The organism is uncultured Azonexus sp. (assembly GCF_937982035.1).
GTDB lineage: Bacteria > Pseudomonadota > Gammaproteobacteria > Burkholderiales > Rhodocyclaceae > Azonexus.
The window spans coordinates 12,081-27,439 of record NZ_CALJNI010000008.1; the positions used below are offsets into that span (position 1 = coordinate 12,081).

Annotated in this window: 17 protein-coding genes; 2 read left to right on the forward strand and 15 right to left on the reverse strand. The window is 64.2% G+C overall.

All coding sequences use genetic code 11. The annotated features are described in order from the left end of the window. Positions 1 to 30: 30 nt before the first annotated feature. The 9 genes from Q0799_RS06075 to Q0799_RS06115 all read right to left on the reverse strand — a co-directional run bounded on the left by Q0799_RS06075 (position 31) and on the right by Q0799_RS06115 (position 6,629). Entirely contained in the window at positions 31 to 903 is an 873-nt protein-coding gene (locus tag Q0799_RS06075; protein WP_298395737.1) for a hypothetical protein, read from the reverse strand. A 5-nt stretch (positions 904 to 908) separates the two neighbouring features. Continuing rightward, positions 909 to 1,193: a hypothetical protein gene (locus Q0799_RS06080; protein WP_298395740.1), complete on the reverse strand. Its 285-nt coding sequence runs from the start codon at positions 1,191 to 1,193 to the stop codon at positions 909 to 911. 316 nt (positions 1,194 to 1,509) lie between these two features. Then, on the reverse strand, positions 1,510 to 2,034 hold the full coding sequence (locus Q0799_RS06085; RefSeq protein WP_298395742.1) for a YMGG-like glycine zipper-containing protein: 525 nt from the start codon (positions 2,032 to 2,034) through the stop codon (positions 1,510 to 1,512). A gap of 10 nt (positions 2,035 to 2,044) precedes the next feature. Then, a complete protein-coding gene (locus tag Q0799_RS06090) occupies positions 2,045 to 2,368 on the reverse strand; it encodes a hypothetical protein (RefSeq protein WP_298395744.1) in 324 nt (107 codons plus the stop codon). An 83-nt stretch (positions 2,369 to 2,451) separates the two neighbouring features. Then, positions 2,452 to 2,784 carry a hypothetical protein gene (locus Q0799_RS06095; RefSeq protein WP_298395746.1) on the reverse strand — a complete coding sequence of 111 codons (333 nt, stop codon included), beginning with the start codon at positions 2,782 to 2,784 and terminating at the stop codon, positions 2,452 to 2,454. Positions 2,785 to 2,791: 7 nt separating this feature from the next. Next, positions 2,792 to 4,087, reverse strand: a complete 1,296-nt coding sequence (locus tag Q0799_RS06100; RefSeq protein ID WP_298395748.1) for an acetyl-CoA hydrolase/transferase C-terminal domain-containing protein — start codon at positions 4,085 to 4,087, stop codon at positions 2,792 to 2,794. 103 nt (positions 4,088 to 4,190) lie between these two features. Continuing rightward, positions 4,191 to 5,333, reverse strand: coding sequence for a THUMP domain-containing protein (locus Q0799_RS06105; RefSeq protein WP_298395750.1), 1,143 nt, complete (start codon positions 5,331 to 5,333; stop codon positions 4,191 to 4,193). Position 5,334: 1 nt separating this feature from the next. Next, entirely contained in the window at positions 5,335 to 5,751 is a 417-nt protein-coding gene (locus Q0799_RS06110; RefSeq protein WP_298395752.1) for a CopD family protein, read from the reverse strand. After that, the gene (locus Q0799_RS06115) at positions 5,739 to 6,629 is read right to left on the reverse strand and encodes an SDR family oxidoreductase (RefSeq protein WP_298395754.1); all 891 of its coding nucleotides are present in this window, start codon (positions 6,627 to 6,629) and stop codon (positions 5,739 to 5,741) included. The genes Q0799_RS06110 and Q0799_RS06115 overlap by 13 nt, the downstream gene beginning before the upstream one ends. Positions 6,630 to 6,662: 33 nt before the next feature. Between Q0799_RS06115 and Q0799_RS06120 the strand changes: the two genes are divergently transcribed. Both Q0799_RS06120 and Q0799_RS06125 read left to right on the forward strand, forming a co-directional pair. Further along, the gene (locus tag Q0799_RS06120) at positions 6,663 to 7,670 is read left to right on the forward strand and encodes a CDP-6-deoxy-delta-3,4-glucoseen reductase (RefSeq protein ID WP_298395755.1); all 1,008 of its coding nucleotides are present in this window, start codon (positions 6,663 to 6,665) and stop codon (positions 7,668 to 7,670) included. Positions 7,671 to 7,672: 2 nt separating this feature from the next. Continuing rightward, positions 7,673 to 8,287, forward strand: coding sequence for a LysE family transporter (locus tag Q0799_RS06125; protein WP_298395756.1), 615 nt, complete (start codon positions 7,673 to 7,675; stop codon positions 8,285 to 8,287). On the opposite strand, the gene Q0799_RS06130 is transcribed toward Q0799_RS06125, so the two are convergent. The 6 genes from Q0799_RS06130 to Q0799_RS06155 form a co-directional block, all read right to left on the reverse strand. Continuing rightward, on the reverse strand, positions 8,265 to 8,912 hold the full coding sequence (locus tag Q0799_RS06130; protein ID WP_298395757.1) for a TetR/AcrR family transcriptional regulator: 648 nt from the start codon (positions 8,910 to 8,912) through the stop codon (positions 8,265 to 8,267). The genes Q0799_RS06125 and Q0799_RS06130 overlap by 23 nt on opposite strands. Before the next feature lie 108 nt (positions 8,913 to 9,020). Continuing rightward, the gene (locus tag Q0799_RS06135) at positions 9,021 to 11,603 is read right to left on the reverse strand and encodes an EAL domain-containing protein (RefSeq protein WP_298395758.1); all 2,583 of its coding nucleotides are present in this window, start codon (positions 11,601 to 11,603) and stop codon (positions 9,021 to 9,023) included. Between the two features lie 235 nt (positions 11,604 to 11,838). Then, the gene (locus Q0799_RS06140; RefSeq protein WP_298395760.1) at positions 11,839 to 12,540 is read right to left on the reverse strand and encodes an ABC transporter ATP-binding protein; all 702 of its coding nucleotides are present in this window, start codon (positions 12,538 to 12,540) and stop codon (positions 11,839 to 11,841) included. Next, entirely contained in the window at positions 12,541 to 13,302 is a 762-nt protein-coding gene (locus Q0799_RS06145; protein ID WP_298395761.1) for an ABC transporter ATP-binding protein, read from the reverse strand. Continuing rightward, on the reverse strand, positions 13,299 to 14,372 hold the full coding sequence (locus Q0799_RS06150; protein WP_298395762.1) for an ABC transporter ATP-binding protein: 1,074 nt from the start codon (positions 14,370 to 14,372) through the stop codon (positions 13,299 to 13,301). The genes Q0799_RS06145 and Q0799_RS06150 overlap by 4 nt, the downstream gene beginning before the upstream one ends. Next, complete coding sequence (locus Q0799_RS06155) at positions 14,369 to 15,292, reverse strand: branched-chain amino acid ABC transporter permease (protein WP_298395764.1); 924 nt, start codon at positions 15,290 to 15,292, stop codon at positions 14,369 to 14,371. Before Q0799_RS06155 ends, Q0799_RS06150 begins: the two co-directional genes overlap by 4 nt. Positions 15,293 to 15,359 lie beyond the last annotated feature (67 nt).

Sequence of the window (15,359 nt, forward strand, 5' to 3'; positions counted from 1 at the left end):
GATGGGAAAGATGCGGACAGACCGCATCACTCAGGTCGCGGCCGGCGCTTGCCAATGGCCGCTCAAGAGCTGCTTCGGCATTACCCGGGCACGCACCCAGGCACTGGCCTCCCAGACCGCGACAGGCACATTGAGTCCGGCATAAACGCCGTAGCCTTCCCCTGCCTCGATCATGTCCTCTGCCGCCAGACTCTCTCCGGCCTTGATGGCTCCGCCCGCGACGATGGATTTGCCGGAGACGATCCCCCAGCACGCCTCCAGATGCTCCCTGACGTCGATACCCTGATTGACCTCGATGCCATGCGCCGACCAGACGCTGCCGCCGACCTTCAGCCCACCTCGGACGCGTAAATTGCTCAGGCACTTCAAGGCAGCGCCGACCGTAGCGTCACCGCCCACTGTCGCCTGGCCGGCAATCCTGCAATCCGTCCCGACCTCGACATCCCAACCGATGCGCAGGTCGCCTCCACAATCCAGGCGTTCCGCTACCAGCAGGTTCCAGTCGACACGTACATCCCCATCCACCTGCAGGCTGCCCAGCGAACGGAGGTTTCCAGCAGCCCACAGGTCTCCCCCCACCTGCAGGCTACGCCCGACCCGGATACCGGATTCCGCCCGGACACTGCCACCGATGCGCAGCACGCTATCCACATCGACCGGGCCGCGAACATGCAGACTGCCGGCAAACACGAAGTCGTCGGTCTCCAGGGTGTCGAGTTCCAGCACTTCCTTGGTCGGCCCGAACTGGTCCATCAACCAGCAGGCATCCGAGACCCGCCCTGCTGCGACGAGCGCATCCAGCAGAGGCTGGTAATCCGCCCCCTCCTGGAAGTGGCGCATGAACCAGCGGAAGCCATCGGCACAGGGGTTTTTCTGGCGGACGAACTGACGCGAAATATCCATCGCCTTCACTCCTGATCCGACAGGTTGAACAGCCAGGCACAAGCCGGGGACAAAAGCATGTGCCGGGAGTCGGAATTGGCGGCGAACGGTGGCGGCCAGATACTGTGGTTATGGACGTTCATGAATACCCTCGATGACAAGTGTTGTCCGGCACCGGACAGTGCCGAAAAGGAGGCCGAGGCAGCCGCCGGCCATCGCTGACGAATCAGGCGAATGAACGCGGCGTGCACAACGGGCACGATGACGATGTGAAACAGAAAAAAGGGGATATGAAAGCGCAGGGCCGACAAGGGTCAGCCGCCAGCTCGCATCAGTTGATGCCCGGCGATCGTTTTGTGCGCTATTGGGAAAAGCGTATCGCCGGGCTCAGAAATCTGCGGCAGTCGCGCAGACTCCTGGGCGTTCCGGGTGAAGCGATGTGGCACCGCCCATCATCGCGGCCGCACAGGGCGCGAAGGCAATCAGGGTAGTGAGCGGGAACTGAGCCATGAGCGGACTATAGTTCGTCGCTCGAAAGAATGTCAAACCTGTCCGTGCCGGGACCGCCTCATTGAGGCTGGCGTTGGCTGACAATCCACGACTCCCGAATCGCTGAACGACCGTGGGTCAGCGGACGCCGGGCGGCGGGGCAGGCGGCTTCCCCGGCGGCGGTGGCGGGATGCCGGCATCGACGGCGCGGACCGGCTGGGAATAGGTGACCTTGCCCGAGACGGGGACACGGTGTCCCTTGGCGTACATGCACTGGATGTAGGCGTTGTCGTATTGCTGCTGGGTACCGACGCCGGAACTGCGGCCGGACTCGCCGCCGGCTGCGCTACCGGCCAGTAGACCGACACCGGCACCCACGGCGGCGCCGCGGCTGTCACCGCCGATTGCTGCACCGGCGACGGCGCCGACCGCCGTGCCGACGGCCGCGCTGGTCAGCGCCGATTCGCGACGAGCGTCGCTGGCGGTCTTGCCGCCGATCTGGCGCAGTGCGTCGTCCTTGCACCAGGCTTCGTCGGCGCGGAAACGCTCTATGCTTTGTCCGGTCCCGGGCAGAACCATCACCGTCGGCCCCGTCGGGATGACCGTGCAGGCGCCGAGCAGCAGTACCAGAGGAAGCAGGGGAAGCAGGCGGGGCGCGTTCATGATCGACCTTTCACTTGGCGGGTTCGGGCAGGACAGGTAGCCAGTCTTCGGCGCAGGTCCCGACCGCCGGATAGTAGGCACCGGCACTTCGGCAGTAATACCAGACAGCTTCGGCCTGATTCGCAGCGGGCGCCTGCTCGATATAGACCGGCGGCGGTGGCGGTGCGACGACCACCGGCGGCGGGTAATACGGCCACGGCGGGGGATACCAGAACGGCCCCCAGACCGGGCCGAAAACCACGCCGGCGCGGGCGCGCGGCGCGTGCGCCCAGGCATCCTGGCCAACCAGTACGGACAGGCAGAGGAAAAGCAGCAGGAAGCGGGAAGTTCGCATGCCGGGAATCACCTTGTTGAGCGATCAGCTTAGACGACAAGGACGCAGGCGGATAGCACGGGATTGCTACAATTTGTAAGCGACTACATCCCTTCGTCGCGTTCGATCATTTCGGCCCGCTTACGCCGCAGGCCTTCCGGCATTTTCAGCGTGGTCCGGTCCCAGCCTTCGATCTCCAGGACGCGCTCCATGCACTCTTCCATCAGTGCATGGGCGCGCAGGGTCGCTTCGGCAATGGTTCGATGCACCCTGAGATCGTTACCGGGCTCGATCTCACAGCGGCTCTGGTAGCGGAACAGTTCGCGCAAACTGCGCAACTGCACCGCCACCTGCCCCGGGCAAGCGCACATGTAGATCGTCGCTTCTTCGACGATCTGTTCCAGTTCCTGGTCGGAAAAGCGCTTTTGCAGGTGCATCAATGCCTCACAGCAGGTTCATCTTCTTCGCCGCTTCACGCAATTCCGCCCGGAAATTCGGGTGCGCGATGGCGATCAGCGCTTCGCAGCGCTGCTTGGCCGACTTGCCGCGCAACTGGGCGACACCGTGTTCGGTGACGACGTAGTTGATGTCGTTCTTGCTGGTCGACACATGCGTGCCCGGCGTCAGCGTCGGGACGATGCGCGAGATGGTGTCGTCCTTGGCCGTCGACGGCAGCACGATGAAGGCCTTGCCGCCGTTCGAGCGGTTGGCGGCGCGGACGAAGTCGGCCTGGCCGCCGGTACCCGAGTAGGGCTTGGCGCCGAGGCTTTCGGAGCCGCACTGGCCCATGAAGTCGATCTGCATGGTCGCGTTGATGCAGTGCAGGTTGTCGTTCTTGCCGGCCAGATAGGGGTCGTTGGTGAAATCGACCGGGTGCATTTCCAGCGCCGGGTTGCGGTGCATGAAGTCGTACAGCTTCTTCGAGCCGAGCGCGAAGGTCGCCAGCATCTTGCCGCGGTGGTAGTTCTTCTTCAGGTTGTTCACAACGCCGGCTTCGACCAGGGTCATGATGCCGTCACCGACCATTTCAGTATGGATGCCGAGGTCGTGCTTGTTGGTCAACTGCATGACCACGGCGTCGGGAATGCCGCCGTAGCCAATCTGCAGCGTTGCGCCGTCGGGAATCATCTCGGCGACGTAGCTACCGATAGCTTCCTGGACCGGGCCGATCTTGGGCAGGCCGACTTCAAGCAGCGGGTCACTGCTTTCGGTCAGGGCGGCGACCTGGGAAATGTGAATGTGGCAGTCGCCGTTGGCGAAGGGCACGTTGGGATTGACTTCGAGCACGACGGCGCGCGCCTTCTCAATGGCGGCCATGGTGTAGTCCGGCGCCAGAGACAGCGAGAAGAAGCCGTGTTCGTCCATCGGCGAGGCCATCGAGAACACCACTTCCGACGGCGTCAGGCCGCGCTTGATCAGCATCGGCAGTTCGGAGAAGTAGGCCGGCACGAAGTCGATCCAGCCTTCCTGACCACCCGGACGGGTCGCGCCACCGAAGAAGTAGGCGCTGTGGCGGACGTGCGCGGTGGTTTCCGGGTCGATGTAGCCGTACTTGCGCAGCGGCAGGATCTGCGACACCTTGATGTCACGGTAATTGCGGCGTGCGTCCGAGAGCGCGGTCAGCAGGCTGGGCGGCTCGCCAACGCCGGTGGGAACGACGATGGTGTCGCCATCCTTGAGCACCTGGATGGCGTCGGCGGCCGACATGCGTTTGGACTGGTAGAGTGACTGGACGGACATGCTGTTCTCCTGAGTTTTGTTTTTTGGTCGTGACCGAAGTCGATCCGCATTGTCTGCGTAAACCCCGGGAGAATCAAACCCCTTCCATGCCGCAGCGCAGCATTCAAACCTTGCGATTGCTCCCGGCGACCATGCGGATCTCGAACAGACGGCACTCGAGCGGTCCGTTGAACAACGGCGTCTTGCGGCTGGGCTTCAAGCCGACCAGCTTGGGCAGGCGCAGGTCGGCGGTGAAGAAGAAACAGTTCCAGCCGGCCCAGTTGCGCTTCAGCGCCGTCCCCAGTTGCGGGTAGAAGGCCGCCAGTTCGTCCTGTTCGCCGATGCGTTCGCCGTAGGGCGGATTGGTGACGAGAATGCCGGTTTCGTTGAGCGGGGCGATTTCCAGGATATCGCCCTGGTCGACCGTGACGATGTTGCCGAACCCGGCTTCCTGCAGGTTGCGCCGGGTGGCGCGCACGGCGCGGTCGTCGTTGTCCCAGCCCCGGATATCCATGCGTTCGGCGGGTTTGACGCGCGCTTCGGCGGCGGCGCGGATGCCGGCCCAGGCCAGGGCATCGAATTTCTTCAGCAGTTCGAAGGCGAAACCGCGATCCAGACCCGGCGCACGGTCGAGCGCAACCTGCACGGCTTCGAGCAGGAAGGTGCCGCTGCCGCACATCGGGTCGATCAGCGGCATGCCCGGCTGCCAGCCGCTCAGCTTGAGGATGCCGGCGGCGAGATTCTCCTTCAGCGGCGCGTCGACGCTGGCCTTGCGGAAACCGCGCTGCCACAGCGGCTGGCCGGAAGTGTCGAGGTACAGCGTGCAGGTGTTCTCGGTCAGGAAAACGTGGATGCTGACGTCCGGATTGCGCGTCTCGATGTTCGGACGCTCGCCGAGGTCCTCGCGGAAGCGGTCGCAGACGGCGTCCTTGACGCGCAGCGTGACGAAATCGAGCGACTTGAGCGGGCACTTGATCGCCGTCGTCACCACGCGCATCGTCCGCGACACGGCGAAATGGTTGGGCCACAGCTGACGCACGGCCAGCCGGTAGATGTCGTCTTCCTTGGCATACGGCCCGGTGACAATGTGCCAGAGGATACGCGTGGCCAGCCGCGATTCGAGGTTGGCGCGGTAGCAGACCGACCAGTCACCGGAAAAATGCACGCCGCCGTGCGTCGTCTGCAGGTCGCCGGCGCCGACGCCGCGCAGTTCTTCAAGCAGCAGTTCTTCGAGGCCGCGCGGGCAGATGGCGAAATATTTGTTCATGTCAGAAGGGCTTGAGAACGACGAGGAAAAGGACAATCAGCAGGATCACCACCGGCACTTCGTTGAAGAACCGGAACCAGACATGCGAGCGCGTGTTGCGACCGTGGGCGAACTCCTTGAGCAGCCGGCCGCAATACAGGTGATAACCGACCAGCACCAGCACCAGCGTGCTCTTGGCGTGCAGCCAGGCGCCGGTGAAGCCGTAGGCGAACCACAGCCACAGGCCGGTAGCCACGGCAAGGGCGCCGAGCGGCGTCATGAACTTGTACAGCTTGCCCGCCATCAGCAGCAGGCGGTCGCGCTCGGCGACGCTGTCGGCCGGCACCATCGCCAGGTTCACATAGATGCGCGGCAGGTAGAACAGGCCGGCGAACCAGGAAATGACCATCCAGATGTGCAGGGTCTTCAGAACGAGCATGCGTTTCTCCTTGAGACGGCCTCGGCAATCCCGACCTCAACGGTCGGGTAGGCGAGACTCGGTTTTAATTCTGTTTTCAGGCGACGATTGCCGATGCGTCGCGATTCGCGCATGAACGACAACTGCAGCGGCGACACGACGGCGGCCAGTTCCGCCCGGGGCAGGCGCGGCGGCCGCGGCAAGGCGAAGGCATCGGCGACCCGGTCGAAGTAGTCGGCCATTTTCAGGCAGGAATCATCGACCGCATTGTAGGCCCGATTGGCGCCGCCGCGCCGCATCGCCGCGCGGCAGGCAGCGGCCAGGTCGTCGGCGTGGATGTGGTTGGTGTACACGTCGTCGGCCTCGATCAGCGCCGGCAGACGCTTTTCCAGGCGCTCCAGCGGCAGGCGGTCGGCGGCATAGATGCCGGGTGCGCGCAGGATGCTGACGACGACGCCGCGGCGCCGGCCCCAGGCGCGCAACTGCCGTTCGGCATCGACGCGGCGCCGGGCGCGCGGATTGTCGGCGGCGAGGCGCCGGGTCTCGTCAATCAGGGCACCGGCACAATCGCCGTAAACCCCTGTCGTGCTTACGTAAATCAGGCGCCGTGGTAGACTTCGCGCCTTGTCCAGCGCGGCCAGTAGATGGCGGGTGCGGGTGTCGTTTTCGCCAGTCGTTGGCGGCGGTGCCAGATGCAGGACGATGTCGGCCAGGCCGCCCAGGCGATCCAGGCTGTGGCGTGCGTCGAGATCACCGGACACCGGCACGGCGCCGGCGCGGCGCCACTCGGCGGCGCGTCCGGCATTGCGCACCAGGGCGAATACCCGGTATTGCGGGGCGAGTTGGGCAAGGATGCGGCGGGCGACGTCCCCGCTGCCGACGATCAGGATTTTTTGCACGCCGGCATTGTAGCCGACGACCAAGGGGAACCGATGCGCTACCAAGTCACAGTCCAGCCGAGCGGCCGCCAGTTCGAGGCCGAAGCCGATGAATCCCTGCTCGACGCCGCATTGCGGCAAGGGCTGACCATGCCCTACGGGTGCAAGGACGGGGCCTGCGGCGCCTGTAAAGGCCAGGTCATCGAAGGCAGCGTCGATCATGGCAAATCCCAGCTTTCCGACGAAGACAAGGCCGCCGGCCAGGCGCTTTACTGCTGCACCCGGGCGACCTCCGACCTGGTCATCGAATGCAGGCAGTTGCGCACGGCGCACGACATCCCGGTCAAGACGCTGCCGGCACGGATCGAGAAAATGAACAAGCTGGCACCGGACGTGATCGAGATGTTCCTGCGCCTGCCGGCCAACGAAAGCCTGCAGTTCCTCGCCGGCCAGTACATCGACATCCTGCTCAAGGACGGCCGCAAGCGCAGCTTCTCGCTGGCCAATGCGCCCGGCGAAGGCAAGCTGCTCGAACTGCACATCCGCCATGTGCCCGGCGGTTTCTTCACCGAGCAGGTGTTCACCACCATGAAGGAACGCGACATCCTGCGTTTCAACGGCCCGCACGGCGGCTTCTACCTGCACAACGAAGCTGCCAAGCCGGTCATCCTGCTGGCCGGCGGCACCGGCTTCGCGCCGATCAAGGCCATCGTCGAGCAGGCCATCGCCGACGGCTACCCGCATCCGCTGTACATCTACTGGGGCGCCAAGGCACGTGTCGACCTCTACCAGGAAGCCCTGCCCGCGACCTGGGCCAACGCCCACGCCAACATCCACTATGTGCCGGTGCTCTCGGAACCGGCTGCCGGTGACGACTGGCAGGGCCGCACCGGCTTCGTCCATCGCGCCGTGGTCGCCGACTTCCCCGACCTGTCGGGCTTCCAGGTCTATGCCTGCGGCTCGCCGGTGATGATCGACGTCGCCCGCAAGGATTTCGTCGGCGAATGCGGCCTGCCTGAGGAAGAGTTCTTCTCCGACGCCTTCACCTTCTCGGCGACCTGAGCATGTTCGGCGTCGCCGACTATGGCGCCTTCGTGGTTGCCGTGCTGATTTTTCTGGCCATTCCCGGCCCGGGCAACCTGGCACTGCTGACCTCGACCGCCAAGGGCGGCGTGCGCGGCGGACTGGCGGCGACCCTCGGCGTCATCCTCGGCGATCAGGTGCTGATGTGGCTGGCCGTCGCCGGCGTCGCTGCGGCGCTGGCCGCGCACCCGGCGATCTTCACCGCCATCCAGTGGGGCGGTGCCGCCTACCTGGCCTGGCTCGGCGGGCGGATGCTGCTGGCCAAACCGGGTGCGGCACCGATCCTCGACATCAAGCCGCGCCACTACCTGCGCCAGGCGCTGCTGATCACGCTGCTGAATCCCAAGGCCATCGTTTTCTACATGGCCTTCTTTCCGCTCTTCGTCGATCCGGCGCGCCATCTCGGCCTGCCCACCTTCGCTTTCATGGCGGCCAGCATCGCCGTGTTGACCTTGCTCTACTGCGTCACGGCGATCGCCATCGCCCGCTGGTTCGGCGCCCGCCTGCAAGGCGGTACGACAGCCGCACGGGCGCTGGAAAAACTGGCCGGCGCCGCGCTGATCGCTTTCGGCGTCAAGTTGCTGAGCGGCCGATAACGTCAGATTCGGCGCTACCGCGCATGGCCGGCAGCACCAGTTCGGCCAGCGCTTCCGCAAGCACTTCAGGTGGCAGGTCATCGTCGGGCGAATACCAATGCACGCTCCAGTTCAGCGCACCGAAGAGCAGGCGATGCAACAGCGAATCGCTGACCGCACCGCGCAGCCGGCCGTTCGAAACAGGCACCAGCCCCTGCAGGCAGGCCTTCCAGACGTCTTCGTAAAGCGCCATCAGGCGCATCACTTCCTTTTTGGCCCCGGCCGACAATGCTCGCGTTTCATAGAGCAGCACCGTCACGAAATCCCGTGACGGCGGATCGTGCAGAAAGCCGATGTGCTGGCGGATCAGCACCTTCAGGCAGGTTTCCGGCGGCAGTTGGCGACCGGCGACCGTCTCGGCGCCGGCCAGCACGTGGCGCATGCCCTCGATGGCAACGGCATCGAGAATCTCGCGCTTGCTGCGAAAATGGCAAAAGGTCGAACCCGAGGCGATGCCGACCGCCGTGGTGATATCGCGAATGGTGCTTGCCTCGTAACCCTTGGCCCGGAACAGCGCGGCGGCGGCAACGAGAATCTCGCCCCGCCGGCTGTTTTCCAGATACTGGCCATTGCTTTTCTTTTTCATCGGTCCATCTCCCTTGACTGGGGTGTCCCGGCGCTTAGTGAAACGCGTCGCATCCAGTTCCACACTAAATGAGAATGCGTCGCAAGGCCAACTATTTCGTCAGTAGGGTTATTGCATGGCCGGCATGAAGCCCGCCACCGACCCCGCCGGCATTGGCCTGGCATACAGGAAGCCCTGCGCTTTCAGGCAGCCGTTGCCTGCCAGAAATGCGCGCTGCTGCAAGGTTTCCACCCCTTCGGCGACGACTTCGAGCCCGAGGGCCTTGGCCAGGGCGACAACGGCAAGAATGATGGCCGCATTATTCGGTTTGTTTTCGATATCGCGCATGAACGAGCGGTCGATCTTCAGCCGGTCCACCGTGAAAGTGCTCAGATAGGCCAGCGAGGAGTATCCCGTACCGAAATCGTCGAGCGTCAGATGGACGCCCAGCGCCTTCAGATCGCGCAGGGTGTGCTGCACCTTGGGCGTGTTGCTCATCAGTGCGCTCTCGGTCAGTTCCAGTTCCAGGCGCTCCGGCGCCAGCCCGGTTTCCTTCAGGACCCTCGCGACCACCTCGGCCAGATCGCCTTGCTCGAGCTGACGGGCGGATACATTGACCGCCAGACGTTCATGACACTGACGCAGCCCTGTCCACTTGACGGCCTCCCGGCAGGCTGCCGCCAGCACCCATTCGCCGAGCGGAATGATCAGACCGATATCCTCGGCGACCGGAATGAAATCGGTCGGCTCGATCCAGCCGTGCACCGGATGCTGCCAGCGCAACAAGGCTTCCCAGGCAATCACCCGGTCACCGCCGACATCGAATTGCGGCTGGTAATGCAGCAGGAATTCCCCGCGCTCGAGCGCCAGGCGCAGATCGTTCTCCAGACGGTGCCGGATGCGCACCTCCTCGTTCATCTGTGCCTCGAAGAACATCCAGGCATTCCTGCCGGCGGCCTTGACCTGGTACATGGCGATATCGGCAGCCTGCAGCAGGCTGTCGAGATCTTCCCCATCCCCGGGAAACAGGCTGACGCCGATACTGGGCGAGGTATGCAGCAGATGCAATGGCGTCTGTACCGGCTGCGTCACGGCCCCCCGTATCTTTTCCGCGACCGGAACCACATCGCGATGCGTCTTGATGCCGGCAAGCAGGACCACGAACTCGTCGCCGCCAAGACGGGCAACGGTGTCTCCGGCGCGAATGCTGACATTGAGACGGCGCGCCACCTCGACCAGCAACTGATCGCCGACCTGATGCCCCAGGCTGTCGTTGACCTGCTTGAAGCGATCCAGATCGATCAGCAGCAAGGCCACGCCCTCGTCGCTGCGGCGCGCGGCGGCCACCAGCTTGGAGAAGCGGTCTTCGAGCAGACGGCGATTGGCCAGACCGGTCAGCGCATCGTGACGGGCCAGGTAATCGATCCGTTCCTCGTGCGCCTTGCGCTCCGAAATATCGGCGAAGAGCGCGACATAGCGGGTGTTTCCCTGCGCCAGCCGGACCGCGTTGATGCATAGCCATTTCGGATAAATCTGCCCATTCTTGCGCCGATCCCAGATCTCGCCGTGCCAGTGATCCTCGTCGGCCAGACTACGCCACATCTCGCGATAGAAGGCCTCGTCATGGCGGTCGGAACGGAGAATGCGCGGATTGCGCCCGATTGCATCTTCCGGCTGGTAACCGGTAATCAGCGTGAAGGCGGGGTTGACGCGCAGGATGGTGCCGTCGCCATCGGTCACCAGAATGGCTTCCGGGCTGTATTCGAAAACCTGCTCGGCCAGCCGCAGTTGCTCCGCCGCCTCCCAACGGCTGCTGACATCCTGCACCGTGAGCACGATCAAGCCGCTGTCGTCGAGCGTGTGCGAGGAAACGAACTGCGCGGGAAACGGCATCTCCCGGCCCGGCGTGGAAATCATGCACTCGAAGGTCTGCCCATGCACCAGCCGGCTGAGCAGACACGCAGTCTGGCCGGGTGCGTCGGGAAAACGGCGGATGACGTCGGTCAGCGGCTGGCCGATGACCTCGCCCTCATCCACCCCAAGCAGTTCCTGGGCGGCCGGATTGAGGAAGCGGATGCGGTGCGGCACCGCGTCGTCGACGCCAACCACGCCTTCGCCGATGGCATGCACGATGCTCTGGCTGATCTCGTTGGCGCGGGCCAGGGCTGCCTGGATTTCCAGCGTCTTCTGCGACTCCTTGAGGCGATCGACGTTGCTGGCGTGCATCTCCCTTTCGAGCTCATGGCCGACCCACTGCGCCATCAGCTTGATGAACAGGAAATCCTCGTGCGGATGGGGATGAGCGACGTGCGCCCGACTCGAAAAACTCAGCGTTCCCCAGGGCTTTTCGTCGACCAGGATACGGGCGCCGAGATAGGCCTCGAGACGGAACTCCTGAAAACACGGGTGCTGCTCCCAGTCGGATCCGGTGGCACGGTCGAAGCCCACCGGCTCGGGGGAGTCAATGGTGCGGCTGCAATAGGTTCGCAACAGCGGCAGGCAGTCACCCGACGACAGCAGCCCGGGCGCCGGCGAGGTGGCGACTGCCTCGTAGGTATCGTCGGCGATGCGTGCGACACAGGCGAAATCCAGTTCGAATGTCTGCCGACCGAGGTCGAGAAGCGCGCGGAGCTTTTCGTCAAGGGCGGACTGGTGGTCGGCAGTGATCGCGTAGAGCGCAGTGATCCGCTCGTAGGCAAGGGCGTGCATCATGAAAATCAGGCCGGATGACGGCGTGCTTGCATCTGATGAAAGGGGAATTTGAAACTCGGGACGCATTTTGTCGCGTCACACTGTTACAAACAACCGCCCAAGCCCGTTTCCCTTGCCATTCGACATTCATTGTTGCCCGAAGGTAACAAGCACCTGCTTGCCTCGAAGCCCGGCCGGAAGGCCGACGAAATACTGTCAGCACATTGCGCGCCGCCGCCGGGCGGGCGGCGCAGGCTCACTCGCCGAGGTAAGCGGCCTTGACCTTGGGATCGTGCAGCAGTTCGGCCGACTCGCCGCTCAGGGTGATTTCACCGCTTTCCAGCACATAGGCGCGCTGGCTCGATTCGAGCGCCAGCTTGGCATTCTGCTCGATCAGCAGGATGGTCATGCCGGCCGCGGCGACGTTGCGGACGACCTCGAAGATCTTCTGCACCATGATCGGCGCCAGACCCATCGACGGTTCGTCGAGCAGCAGCATCTTCGGCCGGCTCATCAGCGCCCGGCCGATCGCCAGCATCTGCTGCTCGCCGCCTGAAAGCGTGCCGGCCAGCTGGTCGGCGCGTTCCTTCAGGCGCGGGAAGTAGGCGTACATTCGCTCGATGTCGTCGGCGATGCCGGCCTTGTCGTCGCGGACGAAAGCGCCCATGCGCAGGTTTTCCAGCACCGACAAGCGCGGAAAGACGCCGCGCCCTTCGGGCACCAGCGCGATGCCCTTGCGGATGATCTCGTGCGGAGATATCCGGAGTATCTTCTCGCCGCAGAAATGGACGTCGCCGGTGGCCTCGACCATCCGCGAGATGGCCTTCAGCGTCGTCGTCTTGCCGGCGCCGTTGGCGCCGATCAGGGCCACGGTCTCGCCTTCGTTCACGTGAAAGGTGATGCTGCGCACCGCCTGAATGCCGCCATAGGCGACGTGGAGTCCCGTTACTTCAAGCATTCACGCCCCCAAGTAAGCTTCGATGACACGCTGGTCCTTCTGTACCACGGCGGGCACATCCTCGATCACCAGCGCGCCGTAGTCGAGCACGGCGACACGGTCGCACAGGCCCATGACCAGTTTCACATCGTGTTCGATCAACAACACCGTCGTCCCGTCCCTGCGGATGCCTTCGATCAGCACGCGCAGTTCCTCGGTCTCGGTGGCATTCATGCCGGCCGCCGGCTCGTCGAGGCACAGGAGCTTGGGCTCGGTGGCCAGTGCGCGGGCGATTTCCAGCCGGCGCTGATCGCCGTAGGAAAGGTTCTTGGCCAGGTCGTCGGCACGATCGGCAATATCGACGTAGTGGAGCAACTCGACCGCCCGCTGGCGGATCGCCGCTTCCTCGTCGCGCGTTGCCCGGTTGAGGAACATCGCGCCGAAGACGCCGGCCTTGGTCCGCACGTGGCGGCCGACCATGACGTTTTCCAGCGCCGTCATGTTGCCGAACAGGCGGATGTTCTGGAAGGTCCGCGCAATGCCGAGTTCGGCCGCGCGATGCGGCGCGTCGGCCTGCAAGGTCACGCCGTCGAAGGTGAAACCGCCGCCGTCCGGAATGTAGAGACCGGTCATGCAGTTGAAAAAGGTCGTCTTGCCGGCACCGTTCGGGCCGATCAGGCCATAGACTTCGCCGCGCCGGATCGACAGGCTGACGTCACGCAGGGCCTTGACCCCGCCGAAGTGCTTGGCCACCGCATTGGCCTGCAGGAGAATGTCGCTCATTTGACGGCCTCCACCGGCTTTTCGCTCAATTCCCGGCTACGCTCCGGCGACGGCCACAGGCCGGCCGGCTTGAAGCGCATCACCAGCACCAGTGCCAGACCGAAGACCAGCATGCGCAGGCTTTCCGGGTCGACCAGGATCTTGCCGAACAGGGCCATCTGCACCGGCGTCACCGCGTAACGCAGCACCTCCGGCAGGAAGGTCAGCAGCACGGCACCGAGGATGACCCCGGGAATATGCCCCATGCCGCCGAGCACGACCATCGCCAGGACCATGATCGACTCGATCAGCGAGAAGCTCTCCGGCGACACGAAGCCCTGCATGGCCGAGAAGATGCCGCCGGCGATACCGCCGAACGAGGCGCCCATGGCAAAGGCCAGCAGCTTGATGTTGCGGGTGTTGATGCCGACCGCCTTGGCGGCGATCTCGTCTTCGCGGATCGCCTGCCAGGCACGGCCGATGCGCGAGTGCTGCAGGCGGACGTTGATGATGATGACCAGCAATGCCAGCGCGACCAGGAGGTAGTAATACTTCTCCGGTCCGGTCATGGTCATGCCGAAGACCTGGGAAGTCCCGGCAAAACTGAAATCGCCGATCTTGACCGGGTCGATCAGGGTGATGCCCTGCGGGCCGTTGGTGATGTTGACCGGCGAATTCAGGTTGTTGAGGAAGATGCGGATGATCTCGCCGAAGCCCAGCGTCACGATGGCCAGGTAGTCGCCGCGCAACTTGAGCGTCGGCGAGCCGAGCAGGACGCCGAAAACGCAGGCCATCAAGGCGCCGATCGGCAGGATCGCCCAGACCGGGAAATGCAGGCCGAAATGCGGGCTGGCGAGCAGCGCCCAGCAATAGGCACCGACCGCATAGAAGGCGATGTAGCCAAGGTCGAGCAGACCGGCAAAGCCGACGACAATGTTCAGACCGAGCGCCAGGAAGACATAGAGGATGGCGAAGTTGAGGATGCGCACCCACGCCTGCCCGCCCATGCCGACCACGTGCGGGAGCACGATCAAGGCAATGGCGATCAGCGCGATGCCGGTCATCGATTTGGGGGAAAGCCAGTTCTTCATGCGCGGTCTCCCGTCTTTTCACCGAACAGCCCGGAAGGCTTGAACATCAGCACGACGATCAGCACGATGAAGGCAAAGATGTCCTGGTAATGGCTGCCGAGGAAACCGCCGGTGAAGTCGCCGATATAGCCGGCACCCAGCGCCTCGATGATGCCGAGCAGGATGCCGCCGGCCATCGCCCCGGCAAGGTTGCCGATACCGCCGAGCACGGCCGCGGTAAAGGCCTTGAGGCCGAGCATGAAGCCCATCTGGTAGTGGGCGATTTCGTAATAGCTGCCGACCATGACACCGGCAACGGCAGCCAGCGCCGAGCCGATGACGAAGGCCGAGGCGATGACGCGGTTGATATTGACCCCCATCAGGCTGGCCACGGCCGGGTTCTGGGCGGTGGCGCGCATCGCCATGCCGAGCTTGGTGCGATAGACGAGGAAGACCAGACCGGCCATCAGCGCCGCCGACAACAGCACGATGACCACCTGGACCAGCGTGAAATGGGTGCCGGCAAATTCGAAATTGACCTTGGGCAACAGCGGCGGGAAGGTCATGTAATTGCGCCCCCAGAAGATCATCGCCAGGTTCTGCAGGACGATCGACATGCCGATCGCCGTGATCAGGGGTGTCAACCGGGGCGAACCGCGCAGCGGGCGGTAGGCAATGCGCTCAAGGCTCCAGCCGAGCGCCATGCAGGTCAGCATGGCGGCGACCAGCCCGAACAGGCCGGCGAGTCCGAGCGGCATGCCGGCGGCGGCCAGGGTACTGGTCACGGTGATGCTGATCAGCGCGCCGATCATGACGACTTCGCCGTGGGCGAAATTGATCAGCCCCATGATGCCGTAGACCATGGTGTAGCCCAGCGCGACCAGCGCGTAGATGCTGCCCTGGACCAGGCCGTTGATGATCTGTTGAAGGAAAATATCCATTTTGAATCCGTTGAGGCCGGGATATGGAAACGGCACCTTGCGGTGCCGTTTCCTGGTGCAGTCTGGC